The 16593-nt window shown below is 57.4% G+C and carries 15 protein-coding genes; 6 read left to right on the top strand and 9 right to left on the bottom strand.

Annotation, left to right across the window (positions count from 1 at the left end; translation table 11 throughout):
- Positions 1-55: 55 nt before the first annotated feature.
- Entirely contained in the window at positions 56-1084 is a 1029-nt protein-coding gene (locus tag HA50_RS01735; protein WP_084871923.1) for a LacI family DNA-binding transcriptional regulator, read from the bottom strand.
- 327 nt (positions 1085-1411) lie between these two features.
- Between HA50_RS01735 and HA50_RS01730 the strand changes: the two genes are divergently transcribed.
- Both HA50_RS01730 and HA50_RS01725 read left to right on the top strand, forming a co-directional pair.
- A complete protein-coding gene (locus tag HA50_RS01730) occupies positions 1412-2449 on the top strand; it encodes a Gfo/Idh/MocA family protein (protein WP_084871922.1) in 1038 nt (345 codons plus the stop codon).
- A gap of 16 nt (positions 2450-2465) precedes the next feature.
- Positions 2466-3344: a sugar phosphate isomerase/epimerase family protein gene (locus HA50_RS01725; protein ID WP_084871921.1), complete on the top strand. Its 879-nt coding sequence runs from the start codon at positions 2466-2468 to the stop codon at positions 3342-3344.
- 77 nt (positions 3345-3421) lie between these two features.
- Here HA50_RS01725 and HA50_RS01720 read toward each other — a convergent pair whose 3' ends face one another.
- Positions 3422-4417, bottom strand: coding sequence for a Gfo/Idh/MocA family oxidoreductase (locus tag HA50_RS01720; RefSeq protein WP_084871920.1), 996 nt, complete (start codon positions 4415-4417; stop codon positions 3422-3424).
- A gap of 101 nt (positions 4418-4518) precedes the next feature.
- Between HA50_RS01720 and HA50_RS01715 the strand changes: the two genes are divergently transcribed.
- The 3 genes from HA50_RS01715 (at position 4519) to HA50_RS01705 (ending at position 6812) form a co-directional block, all read left to right on the top strand.
- Entirely contained in the window at positions 4519-5538 is a 1020-nt protein-coding gene (locus HA50_RS01715) for a LacI family DNA-binding transcriptional regulator (RefSeq protein WP_084871919.1), read from the top strand.
- A 102-nt stretch (positions 5539-5640) separates the two neighbouring features.
- Positions 5641-6522, top strand: coding sequence for a glutathione-dependent disulfide-bond oxidoreductase (gene yghU, locus HA50_RS01710; RefSeq protein ID WP_084871918.1), 882 nt, complete (start codon positions 5641-5643; stop codon positions 6520-6522).
- On the top strand, positions 6522-6812 hold the full coding sequence (locus tag HA50_RS01705; RefSeq protein ID WP_084871917.1) for a DUF1330 domain-containing protein: 291 nt from the start codon (positions 6522-6524) through the stop codon (positions 6810-6812). The genes yghU and HA50_RS01705 overlap by 1 nt, the downstream gene beginning before the upstream one ends.
- A gap of 34 nt (positions 6813-6846) precedes the next feature.
- On the opposite strand, the gene HA50_RS01700 is transcribed toward HA50_RS01705, so the two are convergent.
- The 4 genes from HA50_RS01700 to HA50_RS01685 all read right to left on the bottom strand — a co-directional run bounded on the left by HA50_RS01700 (position 6847) and on the right by HA50_RS01685 (position 10814).
- Positions 6847-7935 (bottom strand): YncE family protein, encoded by a 1089-nt coding sequence (locus HA50_RS01700; RefSeq protein WP_084871916.1) that lies wholly within the window; start codon positions 7933-7935, stop codon positions 6847-6849.
- Positions 7936-8027: 92 nt separating this feature from the next.
- Entirely contained in the window at positions 8028-8945 is a 918-nt protein-coding gene (locus HA50_RS01695; protein WP_084871915.1) for a substrate-binding domain-containing protein, read from the bottom strand.
- 79 nt (positions 8946-9024) lie between these two features.
- Positions 9025-9804 carry a TIM barrel protein gene (locus HA50_RS01690; RefSeq protein WP_084871914.1) on the bottom strand — a complete coding sequence of 260 codons (780 nt, stop codon included), beginning with the start codon at positions 9802-9804 and terminating at the stop codon, positions 9025-9027.
- Positions 9804-10814 carry a Gfo/Idh/MocA family oxidoreductase gene (locus tag HA50_RS01685; protein ID WP_084871913.1) on the bottom strand — a complete coding sequence of 337 codons (1011 nt, stop codon included), beginning with the start codon at positions 10812-10814 and terminating at the stop codon, positions 9804-9806. Before HA50_RS01685 ends, HA50_RS01690 begins: the two co-directional genes overlap by 1 nt.
- A gap of 196 nt (positions 10815-11010) precedes the next feature.
- Between HA50_RS01685 and HA50_RS01680 the strand changes: the two genes are divergently transcribed.
- Positions 11011-12966: a sigma-54-dependent Fis family transcriptional regulator gene (locus tag HA50_RS01680; protein ID WP_084871912.1), complete on the top strand. Its 1956-nt coding sequence runs from the start codon at positions 11011-11013 to the stop codon at positions 12964-12966.
- Positions 12967-12990: 24 nt separating this feature from the next.
- On the opposite strand, the gene HA50_RS01675 is transcribed toward HA50_RS01680, so the two are convergent.
- Genes HA50_RS01675 through HA50_RS01665 form a run of 3 tightly spaced genes read right to left on the bottom strand, consistent with a single transcriptional unit; the run spans position 12991 to position 16275 of the window.
- Positions 12991-13671: an SDR family NAD(P)-dependent oxidoreductase gene (locus tag HA50_RS01675; protein ID WP_084871911.1), complete on the bottom strand. Its 681-nt coding sequence runs from the start codon at positions 13669-13671 to the stop codon at positions 12991-12993.
- Entirely contained in the window at positions 13668-14852 is a 1185-nt protein-coding gene (locus HA50_RS01670; protein WP_084871910.1) for a sialidase family protein, read from the bottom strand. Before HA50_RS01670 ends, HA50_RS01675 begins: the two co-directional genes overlap by 4 nt.
- 1 nt (position 14853) lies before the next feature.
- On the bottom strand, positions 14854-16275 hold the full coding sequence (locus HA50_RS01665; protein ID WP_084871909.1) for a sodium:solute symporter family protein: 1422 nt from the start codon (positions 16273-16275) through the stop codon (positions 14854-14856).
- Positions 16276-16593: the final 318 nt, after the last annotated feature.

Here is a 16593-nt window from a genome sequence, read left to right as displayed (position 1 = left end):
TTATTTTTTATCATTAAAATGATAGAATTATTATCATACGATAAGAATCAGGCCGTTAGAGGTTCTCGCGCGTCACAATATCGAACGGCAACGTCACCTGGGTGAAATGCTCGCTGCCAGCGGCCTGCTGCTGTTGCAGCGTTTGAACCAGCGTCAGCGCCAGATCCTCAATGCGATGGCGCAGCATCACCGTGATGGTGCCGTCAATCAAGGCCAGATCGCCATCGCTGACCGGGCCGTGGCAAATCAGCGCCACCCGCCGTTGCGGCTGTTCACGCAGGGCACGGATCACCCCTTCAACCCCACCGCATGGCGCGAAGATCAGAGCCAGATCGGCATGCTCATCCAGCAGGCGGCGCGTCGCCTGATAACCCCCCTCGATCGACTCATGGGTTTTTAACGGCTCCAGCACCCGGCGCGTGCTGTCCTGCTCGCGCAGGTAAGAACGGAAGCTGATCTCGCAGCTTTCCTGGCAGGTAAAACGGTGGTCCCCCACCAGCACACCCACCGGGCCTGGCTGATGCAGCAAATGCGTTGCCATCCAGCCTGCGGTCCGCCCGGCTTTTTGATTATCCAGCCCGAAGTACCCTGCATGACCACAGGGGGAGAAATTGGAAAACAGCGCATAAACCTTCACCCCCTGGCGCGATACGCTTTCAATCGCCCGGCGGATCAACGGATGGTCGAGCGCCACCAGCCCAATGGCATCAACCTGTTGCGCCAGGGTATGCAGTGAGGCCACCACCGCATCAACAGCATCAATGTCATGCCAGAAAAACCGCGGTTCGCTGCCTGCCGGATGTAGCGGCTGCGCCTGCGCGCGCAGGGCATCGGTTAGCGACTGATAAAACGAATAGCTTTTCGCCAGCAGAATAAACCCCATACGCAGCGAGACGGCGGGCACCTGCTGCCCCTGGTGCAGCAAAGGCATCAGATCTGCGCGATAACCCAGACGGCTCGCCGCCTCCAGCACCTTCTGTTCGGTGGCTGCGCGCACTGGCGCACGGCGATTAAGCACACGATCGACTGTTGCCACACCGACACCGGCAGCAGCGGCGATGGCATTCATGGTGATTTTACTCATGCCAGATTTCCAGGATTAAATGATAGAAAAATTATCAAAAATAATGCCTCAGCCGCATCAAAAGTGCGAACACTTCGCGCCGGAAATCGTCATCAAATCGCCATATCTGATAGAGAATCTCTCATAATTTTGATCCTCTTCGCAAAAATGAAATGAATAATTTCACATCCATACCATTCGGAATAAATGTTTGATAATTATTTTTACCGACGACGCCTGACAACGGGTTGATGGATTTGCATCAGCAAAGCGTTAGAGCGGCCTGCCACGCCTTTCTATAGTGGTTAACGGCCTGCCTGTTACGTATCGAAGCAAAACGGAGATGATATGTTCCCTTCAACCTTACCTGTACCCCGTCGTCACCCTGTTAACCAGATTCCCGTGCTGCGCTGGGGCATTGTCGGCCCCGGCTGGATTGCCGACCACTTTGCCAATGCGCTGCGTCATCACACGCAACAACAGCTGGTGGCGGTCGCGTCACGCAGCATGGAAAAAGCGCAGGCATTTGCCAGCAAATGGGATATTCCCCACGCCTGTGCAGGTATCGATGCCTTGCTGAACCGCAACGATATTGATGTGGTGTATATCGCCACACCGCATAACCACCATTTCCCGGATGGTTTACGCGCGTTGCAGGCTGGCAAGCATGTACTGATTGAAAAGCCGCTGGCGCTGAATGCGCAGCAGGCGTTGCGGTTACAGCAGGAAGCGCAGCAACAGCAGCGCCTGTGCATTGAAGCCATGTGGTGCGACTACGCGCCAAAATATGATGTGATTCGCCAGCTGCTGGCGGATGGCGCACTCGGTGAGATTCATACCCTGATTGCCGATCATGGCGAGTATTTCACTCAGGATCACCGCATTTTCAACGCCGATCTGGCAGGTGGCCCGATGCTGGATCTCGGCAGCTACCTGATAAGTTTCAGCGTGCTGGTGGCGGGCGCACCAGACAGCATCGTCGCCGTGGGTCAGCCTGCGCCTGGCGGCGTCAACGGCCAGACCTCAATGCTGCTGACCCATCCCGGCGGGATGCAGGCGGTGCTCAACACCACTTTATTCAGTAACACGCCCGGCACGGCGGTGATCGCCGGTCGCGATGCCACCCTGTATCTCGATGGACAATTTTACACCCCCGGCAACTTCCGTCTGACCTCCAGCGATGGCCGCCACACGCTGCGCTGGGAAGAACCCAATAATCGCTATATCCAGCTTTCTCATGAAATCGAACATACCGCCTGGTGCAGCCATCAGGGCCTGATCGACTCACCGGTTCGTCCGCTTGCCACCTCGCTGGCCACCCTTAACGCGATGGATGAAGTGAGACGCCAGATCGGTGTGGTTTTCAATGAAGAGCGACCGGCTTAACGCGCAGGAGAAAACAATGAAAATCGCTTTTGATGTGGATGTCATCCGTGACCTTGGTATCACCCGCATGGTGCATCAGGTGGCGGAATGGGGCTACAAGTACATTGAACAGTCGCCGCATCCGCAAATTAACCCGTTCTATAAACACCCGAAAGCCAGCCGTGAAATCATGACGGAATACAAGAACGCGCTACGTTCGACCGGTCTGGAAATTTCCTCGTTTATCGTGGTGTATCGCTGGTCCGGTCCGGATGAATTACGTCGCCAGGCGGCGGTGAAGAACTGGAAACGCATGATTGAAATCGCCGTGGAAATGGGGGTGCCGGTGATCAATACCGAGCTGTCCGGCAACCCGAATGAGCCGGAGATCTGTGAAGAGATGTTCTATCGCTCCATGGAGGAGCTGCTGCCGATTATCGAACGTGAAGGTATCCGCGTGGAGATCCAGGCGCATCCATGGGACTTCTGCGAAGAGAGCAACGAAACGGCGGATATCGTGAAGTCATTCCGCAGCGATCATGTGAAATACATCTACAGCGCGCCGCACACGTTCTTCTATGACAAAGGCAAAGGCGATGTGAAAAGCATGCTGCAATACGCCGGGGATGACCTGTCGCATATGCTGATTGCCGATACCATGAACCACACCAAACATTGCCGCTATATCGTTAACCCACCGGGCGTGGATGCCACCATCCACCAGCATGTCGGGGTTGGCGAAGGGGAAGTTAATTTCGATGCCTTGTTCGAAGCACTGCGCGAGATGGATTTCGCCAACCGCAGCTTTAAAGTGGGCGGCGAATCAATCATCTCGGCGGCGCTGTTTGGCTATCCCGAGAAGATGAAATATCAGGCAGTGGAAACCCGCGAACTGATTGAACGCGAGTTGTTGTAAAAGCGCGATAAATCGCGCCGCTACAAATACATGCAGATGTCCGTAGCGGCGCGATTCATCGCGCAAAACCGGGCAGGTTATACCTCAACAAACTCACCACGGGTCAAAGACAGCTGTGCCGCTTCAGCAATCGCCTGCGCGCGCAAACCATCCTGCAATCCCGGCAGGTCCGCCACCGTTTCCCCACCGATATGGCGCAGAAACGCATCCAGATGGGTGTAATAGGTTTCGCGTACCCGGCTGAACCAGTCAGCATACAAACCCGGCTGGGTAATCCCCTGGCCCTGATACAAGGTGGCACCGCGCACCGACTGGCTTTCCGATGCCAGCATCCCGGCACTGCCCATCACGCTAATGCGCTCGTCGTAGCCGTAGGCGGTGCGGCGGGTATTATCCAGCTGTGCCAGTGCGCCCTGCTGCATCCGCATAATCAGCACCGAAGTATCAACATCAAAATCCCGGATTTCCGGCATCGCCAGCGCGGCACCCATCGCCCCGACGGTGGTGACTTCATCGTCCGTCAGCCAGCGCAGCAGATCGAAGAAATGAATCGCCTGATCGCGCATCTGCCCACCTGATGATTGCAGGTAGCTCAGTGGCGGCAACTCAGACGCCCGGCACACCATCTGGATCAGCTCAGCCCGGCCAATCACCCCCTGCCGCAGCTGTGCTTTCAGTTGCTGATGGCTACGGTCAAAACGGCGGTTGAAACCAACGGTGATCGGCACCTGCACCGGCGAAATTTTTTCCACCACCTCACGCGCACGCGCCAGCGACAGATCGATCGGCTTTTCGCAATACACCGCCTTGCCTGCCGTCACCGCCTGCTCCAGCAGATCGGCATGAGTCGGCGTGGCGCTGGCGATCAGCACCCCATCAATCGCATCACTGGCGAGTGCCTGCTGCACGCTGGCCGCCTGAGCACCGTAGCGCTGCGCCACCGCTTCCGCGCGGGCGGCATCGATATCACACACCAGCGCCAGTTCCACGCCAGGATGTGCCGCCAGATTCGCGGCGTGCACCTGGCCGATAAAACCACTCCCAATCAAGGCAAAACGTTGCGGTGACCGCATGATAAAGCTCCTGTTTGTTCACATTTCAGAGGTCGGTTGCTTGTCAAAATAGCCGCTTCTGGCAGGCTGTCTGAACGCGGTTTTTGATGGAATTCACTCAGATGAAGGCAATGACGCTGGCAGAACTGGCCAAACGGGCAGGCGTAGGCGTGGCAACGGTAGACCGGGTGCTGAATGACCGGGGCGGTGTCTCCCCGGCGATGACCAAAAAAGTGCTGCAAATCGCACGGGATGCCGGACTCAAACGCATTTTGCCGGAGGAGCATCGTCATCCATGGCAGATTGAAGTGCTGCTGAGTGGCAACGGTTCATTCTTCTTTCAACAGCTGGCACAGGATTTCGCGACCCTGGCGGATGAACTGGGCTATCGCCGCCTGCGGCTGCATCGCACCCTGATCCCGGAAAACGCGCCAGAGAAGCTGGCGGCACACATCGAAGCCAGCAGCAAAAAAATGGATGCGCTGATTGTCTTCGCCCATGAAAATCCGCTGATTTATCAGGCACTGGCGACATGTCAGGCGCGCGCGGTGCCGGTGATTACGCTGGTGACCGATCTGCCTGACGCAGCGCGCCTGTGCCATGTGGGTATCGATCAGTACAAAGCCGGACGCACCGCCGGGCTGATGCTGGGCAGTATGCTGTCTCAGCCGGGTGAAGTGGTGCTGGTGAGTGGTCGGGCCGATTATCATGCGCACCGTCAGCGCATCGAAGGATGCCAGGCGGTGCTGGCTGAACGCTTCCCGCAGCTTCATCTCAACGCCATTCTCGCCGGGCAGGATGAGCGCGAACGTATCAGCCGCCTGCTGGAAAAAACGCTGGCGCATTCAAAGCAAATTGTCGGTCTGTATAACACCGGGATGGGCAATACACAGATTGATGAAGCGCTGGCGCGCCACCGTCTGAGCGGCAAAGTGGTGTACATCACCCATGAGTTGTACAACACCACGCGCATGCTGCTGGAAAAACAGGTACTGACGCTGACGATCGATCAAAACACCCTGCGCCATGCCCAGCTGGCCCTGACGCTGCTGCTGCGCTACCTGGAAGAAGGTGAACAGCCGGATACCTGGCAGGCAGGCAAAGTGGACTTTATGCTTTTTACGCAAGAGAACTTTGCATAACCGCACTTTGCATCTCATCGCCAGCGCGGTTAAATCGCCGTTGACTGCGACTGCTACACTCAGTGGCAGCTAAAAACGCAACCACAACAAGGCGAAATCACTATGTCGGAACATCAGTATCAGCCCGCAAAAGTCTGGACCTGGGACCCGGAAGCCAAAGGCAACGGCGCTAAGGCCAACCGTCCGACGGCTGGACCCACTCACGAGAAAACGCTGCCGGTCGGCAAACATCCGCTCCAGCTGTACTCGCTCGGTACCCCCAACGGCCAGAAAGTCACCATCCTGCTGGAAGAGTTGCTGGCACTCGGCATCACTGCCGCCGAATACGATGCCTGGCTGATCCGTATCGGCGAGGGCGACCAGTTCTCCAGCGGTTTCGTTGACGTTAACCCGAACTCCAAAATCCCGGCGCTGAGCGACCACTCGGTCAATCCGCCGCTGCGCGTGTTTGAATCCGGCAACATCCTGCTGTACCTGGCGGACAAATTCGGCCACTTCCTGCCGAAAGACATTGCCGGTCGCACTGAAGCGCTCAACTGGCTGTTCTGGTTGCAGGGTTCTGCCCCTTATCTCGGTGGTGGTTTCGGCCATTTCTATCACTACGCGCCGGAAAAAATCGAGTACGCCATCAACCGTTTCACGCTGGAAGCGAAGCGTCAGCTGGATGTGCTGGATCGCCAGCTGGCCAATCACCGCTATCTCGGCGGCGATGAATACAGCATTGCCGATATCGCCACCTGGCCGTGGTATGGCAACCTAGTGCTGAACGATCAATACGGCGGTGCCGAGTTCCTTGATGTGCAATCGTATAAACATGTGGTGCGCTGGGCGAAAGAGATTGCCCAGCGTCCGGCAGTGATTCGCGGTCGCAAAGTGAACCGTGCCTTCGGTGCCGCGCCGGAAGACCAGTTGCTGGAGCGTCATGATGCATCCGATTTTGAGATCAACACCGAAGACAAACGCCAGGCGCGGGGAGAAAAATAATGAGCGCATATGTGGTGTTTATCCGCGATGAGACGCTGAACGGCAACGAAATGGCGACCTACGCAGAGAAAGCCGGTGAAGCGCGCGGCGATCATCCGATCACCCCGCTGGCCTTTTACGGCGAGCTGGAAACGCTGGAAGGCCCGGAAGCAGAAGGTGTGGTGGTACTGGAGTTCCCGGATATCAATGCTGCGAAAGGCTGGTATTACAGCCCGGCCTATCAGGAAGCCAAAACGCATCGTCTGAAGGGCGCAAAATATCGCGTGCTGCTGGTGCAGGGCGTGGCCTGAAATTAAGGGCGGTGTAACCGCCCTTTTCACTTCATCAATTCAATGTAATCCGCACCACGCTATCCGGCCCTTTCGCCGAATGATCCTTGTTGAAGCCCTGCTTCACCGTCACGTACAGCGTCTGACCATCCGGTGAGACCAGCAGGCTGTTCGGATGGGTTGGCAGCGTCCAGCTGTTTTTCAGCGCGTAAGTGGTGGCATCCAGTTGCAGCACCTTGCCGGATTCACGCTGGCTGATGTAGATCTCATTGCGTTTAGCGTTGAACTTGATACCCAGCGCATCACCGTCGATCCGCTTGATCACCTTGCCGGTGTGCTCATCAAATACCAGCGTGGTTTTCGCTTTGGAATTGTCGGTGACAAACAGGCGACCGGTGGCCGGATCTTCCGCCAGATTCAGCAACAAATAGGTTTTGCCATCACCCGGTGTCCAGCGTTTATCGATCTTATGGTTGCGCGGGTTGATCACCAGGATCTCGCCACTGCCGTTGGCCGCATAGATACGATCGGTGACCGGTGAATACAGCAGGCCAGTTACCCACTTACCGGCATTTTTAATGGTGGTTTTCAGCTTAAAGGTTTTGGCATCCACCACCCAGATCACGCCCGGATCCGCCACGCCACCGATATACAGCAGGCCGTCGTGCAGCATGATTTCACGCGCACCAGACGGGAAGCCTTTATCGTTGATCAAACCAAACATCAGACGCTGCAACACTTTGCCGCTCTGCGCATCAACTTTTGAAATCCCGCCATCCAGCGTATTGGTGACGTACAGCAGGCTACCGTCCGGCTCCATCGTCATCGCAAAGTTTTTCAGGTCGGTATGGGTTTCGCCTTTGGTTGCCAGCGTGGCCGGATCGAGGCGGTAAATCACGCCACCGTTAACCCCTTTGAAGCTCTGCGCACTGGCGACAAACAGCGACGCGGTGCTGCCGGGGACATAGGCCATTTCATACAGGCCGTCCGCCAGCACCCGCTGCTGCACATTAGTGGCAACCGGCTGAGGGGCAACAACAGGCGCTGCGGCTTTTTTCGCCGGTGCCTGACAAGCCGTCAGACTCAGCGCCGTGACAACGGCCAGCGCCACACCCGCAATACGTGGGTTGAACAAGGATTTCATTCTTCGCTCCATCAGGGAGTTGTAAAAAGAATGAGAATCATACGTATTAACGATTGCGTAGTAAACGTAACGCGCGTTATTCGCGCAATACCTTAATTCGCCGCGACAAACTGGGTGTAATTCTCCGGCGTAATGGTTTTATACGGCACCCAGTTGTAAACCTGGACCTGCTGCTTATTCAGCAGTTCTTTGGTCACCTGCACCGCACCAGTCGCCTGGCCTTTAGCATCCTGGAAAATCGTCAGCACCATTTTGCCACTCTTCACAAACTGCTGGCCGTCCGGCGTACCATCAATGCCCGCCACCAGGATCTTTTCGTTCTTCGCCTGGTTCAGCGCCATAATCGCACCAATCGCCATCTCATCGTTATTGGCGGCGATGGCATCAATCGGACGCTGATTCAGCAGCCAGCCCGATACCACATCCACCGCCTCGTTGCGCTGCCACTTCGCGCTCTGCTTCTCTACCACCTTCATATCTTTATATTTGGCGATCACCGCTTCCACCGCGCGGGTGCGCTCGCGAGCTTCTTCGTTGGACAAGGCCCCCATCAGGATGGCGACGTTGCCTTTGTAATTCATCTTTTTCGCCAGCGCTTCCATCTGCATTTCACCGCCCAGCGCCGAATCGGAGCCGACATAGGCCATATCCGCCGGCAGCTTCACTTCCGGTTTACGATTGACGAAGATCAGCGGAATCCCGGCGTTCTTCGCGGCGGTAATCATCGGTAACACGCCCTGGGTATCCACCGGATTGAGGATAATGGCGTCCACACCCTGGTTGATAAAATCGTCCACCTGCTGTACCTGAAGCGCCACATCGCCTTTGGCATCAACAAACTGCCCTTTGAGTTGATTGGCCTTCAGCTCGGCTTCCATCTGGGTACGCAAAATCGACACAAAGTTGAGGTCAAAATTCGCCAGCGCCACGCCAACGGTGAAGGTTTTGGCACTCACGCTCAGGCTGAACAACAACGAACAGAGCAGGAGAAATAAGGTTCTGATTTTCATGATATGTTTCCTGTAGGGTTGCGATTTTATAGTTGTGGTTTAACGCCGGGTAACAGGCAAATACCCGGCGGGATAACGCTTATAAACTGAAGTGCTCGTGGAACTGTTGCAGCGCAGCCGTGCTGTCGCCGCTGGCCCAGCCCTCCATCGCCACCGTGCCCTGATAACCGATGTCATGCAGCGTACGGGCGATGGCGCGATAGTTGATTTCCCCGGTGCCTGGCTGCTGACGTCCGGGCACATCCGCCACCTGGAGCTCGCCAATCGCCGCACCGGCACGACGGATCAGTTCGATCAAATTGCCTTCCCCGATCTGCGCGTGGTACAGATCGAGATTCATCTTCAGCGCCGGGCTGTTGACCGCCTCCACCAGCGCCAGCGTATCGGCAGCCAGCGCAAAAGGCGTACCCGGATGGTCAACCGGGAGATTGAGGTTCTCCAGCGTGAATACCCGCCCGGTGCGCTCACCGAGCTGCGCCACTTTGCGCAGCGTGTCGGCGGCTTTCAGCCACATGGCACCAGTCACCACCGCCACCGGTTTCACCGGCAGCCCCCGGTCATCCAGCCCGGTGCCATGCAGATTAAGGACCGGACAATTCAGCAGTGCCGCTACGCCCAGCGAGGCTTCCGCGCTTTGCAGTAGTTGGGCGATCTGCTCATCATCGGTCAGGTTGCCGGTCAGATAGCCGGTCATGGAGGTGAAGCGCGCCCCTGTCGCGGCCAGCGCTTCAATATCCTTATTGGCCCAGCCCCAGATTTCGACGCCAAAGCCCAGCTCGTGAATACGTCTGACGCGTTCGATAAACGGCAGATCGAGAAACACCATTTCGGCACAGACAGAAAGTTGGTATCCAGCCATTAGCGGCCTCCCAGCGTGATCGGTTGGCGTTGTTTGACGGATTCAATGCAGGCCAGCGCGATTTCCAGCGCATTACGCGCATCTTCGCCAGTGGCGCGTGGCGTCTCGCCCGTGCGGATGCAGCGGGCAAACTCGGTCATCTCCGCCACATAGGCATCGCGCAGCAGATCCGAGTCGAGACGCGAGGTGTCAATCGCGATACCGCCCGCGTGGTAACGCACGCAGTGGTTAGCGTTGATATGTCCGGCCTGCAACATCCCTTTGCTGCCAAACACTTCACCCCGCACGTCATAGCCATACACCGCCTGGAAATTGGCTTCGGCAGTGGCAATCGCGCCATTGTCGAAACGAATGGTCACCACCGAGGTATCCAGCAGGCCTTTGTCTTTAAAATCCGGGCGCACCAGCGCATCGGCCAGCGCGTACACTTCCACCGGCCTGGCATCGTGATTGAAGTGCAGCAGGGTATCGAAATCGTGAATCAGGGTTTCGAGGAAAATGGTCCACGGCGGGATGGGTGCCGGGTCGCGTAGCGCCGGGTCACGGGTGACGGAACGGCTGAGCTGCGTGGTGCCATTCTCCCCGGCTTTTACGGCGGCAATGGCAGCAGCAAAACCACTGTCGAAGCGGCGATTGAACCCGACCTGCAATACCACCCCGGCGCTTTTCGCCGCCTGAATGGCGCGGTCGGCTTCATCCAGCGTCACCGCCATCGGCTTTTCACAGAACACATGTTTTCCCGCCTGTGCTGCGGCAATCACCCATTCCGCATGGGTACGTGCCGGAGCGGCAATGGCGATGGCGTCGATTTCCGCGTCCTGCAACAGCGCGTGCAGATCGCTATAGGCTTTCGCCACCCCGAGCTGCTGTGCCAGCTTTTCCGCCGCACCCGGCAGAGGATCGGCCACGGCCGCCAGGGTTGCGCCCGGCACCCGCCAGGCGAGGTTTTCTGCATGGAAGCTGCCCATGCGACCGGCCCCAATCAGGCCAACGCGTACAGGTTGAATCATTGCTAACTCCTTGTTATTCAGGAAACATCAGATGAGATGCGACATTTAACGGAGTTATTGCAAAGCCGATGCCAGGTAAAAATCGCCGGAATTTGTGAGACGCCACACAGATACAGTTCACAAACTGGCCACAAAATTTACATGTCAACTTCACATGTAAATAAAATGGACATTCCATCCTGTAGCGGAGTGCCTTATGCGATCCCTGAGTGAGCGGTTGCCGTTTAAAGATGAAAGCGATCCGATCTTCAGCCTGCCAGGCGGTGCGGAAGTCGGCGAGTGGGATAATTTGCTGTGGCAGGGCTGGCATAGTTTTCAGCGCGGTGAACAGCCGGGCTGGATGCGGCGTAGCATTTTGCAGTCGTGGCAACGATCGCAGCAGCGCGGCACCGATCCCCACGATTTTACCTATATCTCCCCGCCCGCCGATGAACTGGCCGCGATCCTCGAACATAACGCCGGGTTGATCCTGGTGGCACGCAGCATCATGGAGAACCTGCTCGCCTACAACCCGGATGGACATATCAACCTGACCGATGCGCAGGGGGTGACGCTGCATTACTGTGGCGCGGATATGACGCCGGTCGGCAGTATCCTGCGCGAAGAAGTGCTCGGCACCAACTGCACCGCGCGCTGCCTGATTGAGCAGCGGCTGGTGTATGTGCTGAGCGGTGAGAACTGGAAATTCGATCTGCGCAAACGCCATCGCCAGTGCGCCGCCGCCCCGGTTCGTGATGCCAGTGGCCAGCTGATTGGCGTACTGACGCTCACCGCCACCCCCGATAACTTCAATGCCCACACGCTGGGCACCGTGCAGGCAGCCGCAGAAGCGGTAGGCCAGCAACTGATGCTGCGCCGTCTGCTGGCGGAGCAGCAGTCGATCCTTGAAACCCTCAATGAAGGGGTGATCGTCTGCGATCGGCATGGCCGGATCAAAACCCTCAATCGTTACGCGCGCCAGATCTTCAGCGGGCTGGATCCCGATGCCGGACCGATCGATGTCTTGTTGCAGCCACAGGGCGGATCGCTGCTGACGATGCCGTTCTGCAACGACCGCGAACTGCAATTTATGCCCGACGGTGTGCAATCGATCCCCTGCCTGATTTCGCTGATGCCCGCCCCCGACGGCGGACGCGTGCTGTCGCTGCGTGAGAACCAGCGCATCCGCGCCATTACCCGTCGGGTGATGGGCGTCAGTGCCAGCTACACCTTCGAGATGATTCGCGGCAACGCGCCACGCGTGCAGCAAGCAATTCAGAAAGCGCGAGCCAGCAGCCGCACTGACAGCACCGTGCTGCTGACCGGCGAAAGCGGCACCGGTAAGGAGCTGTTTGCCCAGGCGATCCATAACGCCAGTCCGCGCCAGCAGGAAGCCTTTATCGCGCTGAACTGCGGCGCCCTGCCGCGTGATCTGGTGCAGAGCGAGCTGTTTGGTTATGTCGATGGCGCGTTCACCGGCTCACGCCGTGGCGGCTCGCCGGGCAAATTCGAGCTGGCCGATGGCGGCACGTTGTTTCTTGATGAGATTGGTGAAATGCCGCTGGAAGCGCAAACCAGCCTGCTGCGCGTGTTGCAGGAAAGCGAGGTGGTGCGCATCGGTGCGGCGAATCCGCTGAAGGTCAATGTGCGCATCATCGCCGCCACCCACTGCAACCTGCTGGACGCGGTGGAGAAAGGGGCGTTCAGGCGCGATCTTTACTATCGGCTGAATGTGGTGTCACTGGCGATCCCGCCGCTGCGCGAACGCCAGGAGGACATCCCCGGCCTGGTGAATACTTTTATTCTGGCGCTCTGCACCCGGCTGAAACGCATTGCGCCGCAAGTCTCGCCGGAGGCGATGCGTTGTTTGCAGGCATGGCACTGGCCGGGCAACGTGCGCGAGCTGGAGAATCTGGTGGAGCGCATGGTGAACCTGTGTGAAGGGCTGGAGATTGGCAGGCAGGATTTGCCGGATGAGATGGTGCACAGCCAACAGCCACCGGTCGCGCTGCCCTCGTTGCAGGAAAATGAACGCCAGCATGTGTTGCAGGTGGTGGCCGAGCAGAAAGGCAACCTGCGCCAGTCGGCGCAGCTGCTGGGGATTTCGCGTACCGCGTTGTATAACAAGCTACATCAGTGGCAGGTGGATGTGGCGGCAATGCGGCGCGGGTGAAACCCCGCGCAATAAATTGCGCTGCTACGATAATGATGCACCGCCGCATATCACCAGCTCCTGCCCGGTGATGGCATCTGCGGCGGGCGACAACACAAAAGCCGCCAGCGCCGCCACCTCCTCCGGTTTGATATAACGCCCGATAGGCGGCAGTTGTGGTGGCGAGCTGGCACGCCCCGGTTGCAGCAGCATTGGCGTTGCCGTGGCTCCTGGTGCTATCACATTCACTGTGATCCCTTTCGGTGCCAGCTCGGCAGCCCAGCTACGCGCCATCCCCACCATCGCCGCTTTGGTGCTGACATACTGGCTGCGGCCCGCCGCCCCGCGTGAAGTACGGCTGCCAATCAGCAGGATACGATCGCCCTGCTGCATCTGCGGTTGCAGCGCGTTAGCCATAATCTGCGCGGCCTGCACATGCAGATACCACAAACGGTGGCTGGCTTCCTCATCCAGATCGCCAAGCGGCGCGGCGGCCATCATCCCGGCAGCATGTACCAGCGCATCCACTTTCGGCAGCACAGCCAGCGCCTGTTTCAGTAACGCCGCATCAAACAGATCCACGCTGACCGAGGTAAAACGCGGATGTTCTTTTTTCACCTGCGTGCGGCTAAAGCCCGTCACCTGCCAGCCCTGCTGCAACAGGGCATCGGCAATCGCCGCACCGATACCGGAGCTGACACCGGTCACCAGCGCATGTCGGCTCATGAGATAACCCAGGATTCATCAACGCGCACATACTTTATCGCCTGGCGGAACCAGGTATAGGCAATGTGCAGCGCGCCATCCTCCCCCTGTTTAATGCTGGGATAGGAGAATTCACGATTCAGCTTCTGCTGCGAGTTGTTGGTCATGCAGTAGCCGTCACCTTCGTCGAGATTGCGCTGCCACGGCCAGCTGTGCCCGCCATCGGCAGAAATCGCCAGTGTCATCGGTGCGCGTGGCGCGCCCCAGAACGCGGTTCTGCCGCTGTGCGCCACCGGCTCCGCCGCAACCGCCACATCACCCTCGTCTTCATCTTCGATCTCGTCATACAGCGACAAACGTCGCTCGCTGGCATCGCGGGCGCTCATGGCGTTAAACACCAGCGCCAGATGGCCGTTGTGCAGCGTTGTCACCTGAATTGATGAGTTGTTGTTGGGCAAGGTCGTCGCCTGCGGTGCGCTCCAGCTTTCGCCGCCGTCATAGGAACGGCTTTGATAGATAAAATCCGCCCAACGGCTGCGATACAGCGCCAACAGGCTGCCATCGTGCAACAAGGTGATATTCATATGTACGCAGCCGAGGCTATCCGGCACCGCCACATCACGCCAGCTTTTGCCTTTATCACTGGAGATTTTCACCGCGCTGACATCATCGTTACCCACCCATTTCACCCCCGGCTGGGTGCGGCAATAAAACACCGGCAGCAGCCAGTTGCCATTTGGCAGCACCACCAGCGGCTGGCGGATAAAGGTGCCGGGTTGATCAAGCAGCGTGTCGATGGCGCTCCAGCTGCGGCCAAAATCACGCGACTGGCGATAGCGCACAATTGCGGTGTCCTGGTTGCCGGATTTCTGCGCCGTCCACAGCAGCCACAGCACCTGATCCGGATCGAGGAACAGCACCGGGTTTTGTTCCGATCGCGTCGGATCGTCCGATAACTTTTGCGCATCACGCCATTGATCGCAGCCTTTTTCCAGCCGCGAGCTCCAGACCGAGATATCGGCGATCCCTTCCTGGGTGCCGCCAAACCAGACGCACAGCAGGTCGCCATTCGGCAAGGGCAGCAAATTGGCGGCGTGGTTTTGCGGGCAGACCGAGGGCAGCATCGCGGTGAGCTGCTGCGCATCCTGCGCGTGGGGATGAAGGTTACCGTTGCGATCAACGGTCACGGTTAAATCGGTCATATCAGGCTCCACTGTTTTGCATGGTTTGTTTCGGGGCTTTTTTATCCTGTGTCTGGCGCGACGGAATCAGTCGGTCAATCACCATCACAATCGCTGGCGTCACCAGCGCCACATACATGTTGTTGATACCAAAAGGGTCACCCAGCAAATACCACACCGAGGTCACCACGCAGGCGGCGATCAGCCCGGCATTGGCACCACGGGTGCTTTTAAAGAACGGCAGGTAGAAGGCGATGATCGCCACCACCGAAATCGACAAGCGGATAGCGCGGGTAAAGAACGACAGTTTCAGCACTTCAGGCACGAACAACACGAAAATCAGCGGCAGGAAGCCAATCAACAGCGACAGCCAGCGTGTCATGCGGAATTCGCGTTCCGGCGTGGGATTGCGGTATGGCACATAAAAATCCTTCACCACCAGTGAGGCGATGGCGAGCGCCACGGTGCTGACGCTGACGAAAATCGACGCCACCAGCGAAGTGGTGACAATCCCCGCCAGCCACGGGCTCATATCCTGCAAAAACACCGGCAGCGCATACAGGCTTTTGATATCGGGATGGAGGAATTTCGCCGCCACACCAATCAGCGCGATGGCGATGGCAATCGGCATACAGAAGAAGAAAGCTACCCAGGTGGCGCGCTTCGCCGAGGCGGCGCTTTTGGTCGAAGCAATTGCCTGAATCACGAACTGAGTACAGAAGATCGAACCGATGGTGCCAATCAGCCAGGCAAAAATGGTGCTGCCGCCAACGTTGCCATCCCAGGTCCAGTAGAAGTGCGGCATCTGCTTGATCATCGGACTCACGCCGCCGGTCATATGCAGCGCCACACCGAGAATAATCATAATCCCGATATATTTCAGTCCGCTGTGCAGCAGCGTCACCCAGGCGATACCCTTCATTCCGCCGAACATAAAATAGAAGGTACTGACGACGGCGGTGATAAAGGCCGCGGTGGTGAGGTCGAGGTTCAGCACCGTGGAGATGGCCGCTGCGCCGCTGACGTAATTCCCCACGTTCACCAGCAGCAACGCATAGATCATGATCAGCGAGATGATGTTTTTGGTCGAGTTGCCGTAACGTTCGGCAATCGCGCCGGAAATGGTGATTTTTCCGGTGTTATAGATACGTTTGACCAGCAACATCCCAAATAACGGAAAGCCGATTGCCGCGCCAATCACCGACCAGGACGCGGCAAAACCATCTTCAAACGCCGCCTGTGCGGTGCCGATAGTCGATTTGGCACCGATATATTCTGACATCAGCATCACCCCGACAATAAACGCCGGCATGGCGCGCGATCCCGCCATAAAGTCGCCGGTATTTTTACTGCGCAAACGCCAGGTCAGCCAGGTGGTAAACAGGATATAAGCAATCACAATCCCGACAATAATCACCATCCCTTCTGCAGAGAATTGTTTCATTTCAGCCTCATCGATAACGTAGGGTCGTGGCACGCGCTGGGCTTCACGCGCGCCGTTATTAAGGGTGGCGTCTGTTATTTTGACGGGTGTCTGAGCACCGGGTATCGCCACCAGGGTAAGAATGATTTAAATCGCTCAACAAAGAGCAAAATTACGCACTGACAGGGCTACTTTATAGGTGATGGCCGGATAAATTTGTTTGATCATGCTCACAAACACTCAATGTTGATTACAAATAATCAAAACATCATCCCATGGCATGATCATCGCGCCTGCGCGGGAAAAGAAGGGTTGTAATATCTGTGCTCAGCGCAGCGG

The sequence above is a fragment of the Pantoea cypripedii genome, assembly GCF_002095535.1.
In the GTDB taxonomy this organism is placed as follows: Bacteria; Pseudomonadota; Gammaproteobacteria; order Enterobacterales; family Enterobacteriaceae; genus Pantoea; species Pantoea cypripedii.
Note: the sequence above shows the minus strand (reverse complement) of the source record. Positions and strands in the feature narration are given on the sequence as shown.

Bases quoted from the DNA above. Each gene is read 5' to 3' on its own strand.
- HA50_RS01735 (WP_084871923.1), bottom strand. From the start codon at position 1,084: ATGAGTAAAATCACCATGAATGCCATCGCCGCTGCTGCCGGTGTCGGT.
- HA50_RS01730 (WP_084871922.1), top strand. From the start codon at position 1,412: ATGTTCCCTTCAACCTTACCTGTACCCCGTCGTCACCCTGTTAACCAG.
- HA50_RS01725 (WP_084871921.1), top strand. From the start codon at position 2,466: ATGAAAATCGCTTTTGATGTGGATGTCATCCGTGACCTTGGTATCACC.
- HA50_RS01720 (WP_084871920.1), bottom strand. From the start codon at position 4,417: ATGCGGTCACCGCAACGTTTTGCCTTGATTGGGAGTGGTTTTATCGGC.
- HA50_RS01715 (WP_084871919.1), top strand. From the start codon at position 4,519: ATGAAGGCAATGACGCTGGCAGAACTGGCCAAACGGGCAGGCGTAGGC.
- yghU (WP_084871918.1), top strand. From the start codon at position 5,641: ATGTCGGAACATCAGTATCAGCCCGCAAAAGTCTGGACCTGGGACCCG.
- HA50_RS01705 (WP_084871917.1), top strand. From the start codon at position 6,522: ATGAGCGCATATGTGGTGTTTATCCGCGATGAGACGCTGAACGGCAAC.
- HA50_RS01700 (WP_084871916.1), bottom strand. From the start codon at position 7,935: ATGAAATCCTTGTTCAACCCACGTATTGCGGGTGTGGCGCTGGCCGTT.
- HA50_RS01695 (WP_084871915.1), bottom strand. From the start codon at position 8,945: ATGAAAATCAGAACCTTATTTCTCCTGCTCTGTTCGTTGTTGTTCAGC.
- HA50_RS01690 (WP_084871914.1), bottom strand. From the start codon at position 9,804: ATGGCTGGATACCAACTTTCTGTCTGTGCCGAAATGGTGTTTCTCGAT.
- HA50_RS01685 (WP_084871913.1), bottom strand. From the start codon at position 10,814: ATGATTCAACCTGTACGCGTTGGCCTGATTGGGGCCGGTCGCATGGGC.
- HA50_RS01680 (WP_084871912.1), top strand. From the start codon at position 11,011: ATGCGATCCCTGAGTGAGCGGTTGCCGTTTAAAGATGAAAGCGATCCG.
- HA50_RS01675 (WP_084871911.1), bottom strand. From the start codon at position 13,671: ATGAGCCGACATGCGCTGGTGACCGGTGTCAGCTCCGGTATCGGTGCG.
- HA50_RS01670 (WP_084871910.1), bottom strand. From the start codon at position 14,852: ATGACCGATTTAACCGTGACCGTTGATCGCAACGGTAACCTTCATCCC.
- HA50_RS01665 (WP_084871909.1), bottom strand. From the start codon at position 16,275: ATGAAACAATTCTCTGCAGAAGGGATGGTGATTATTGTCGGGATTGTG.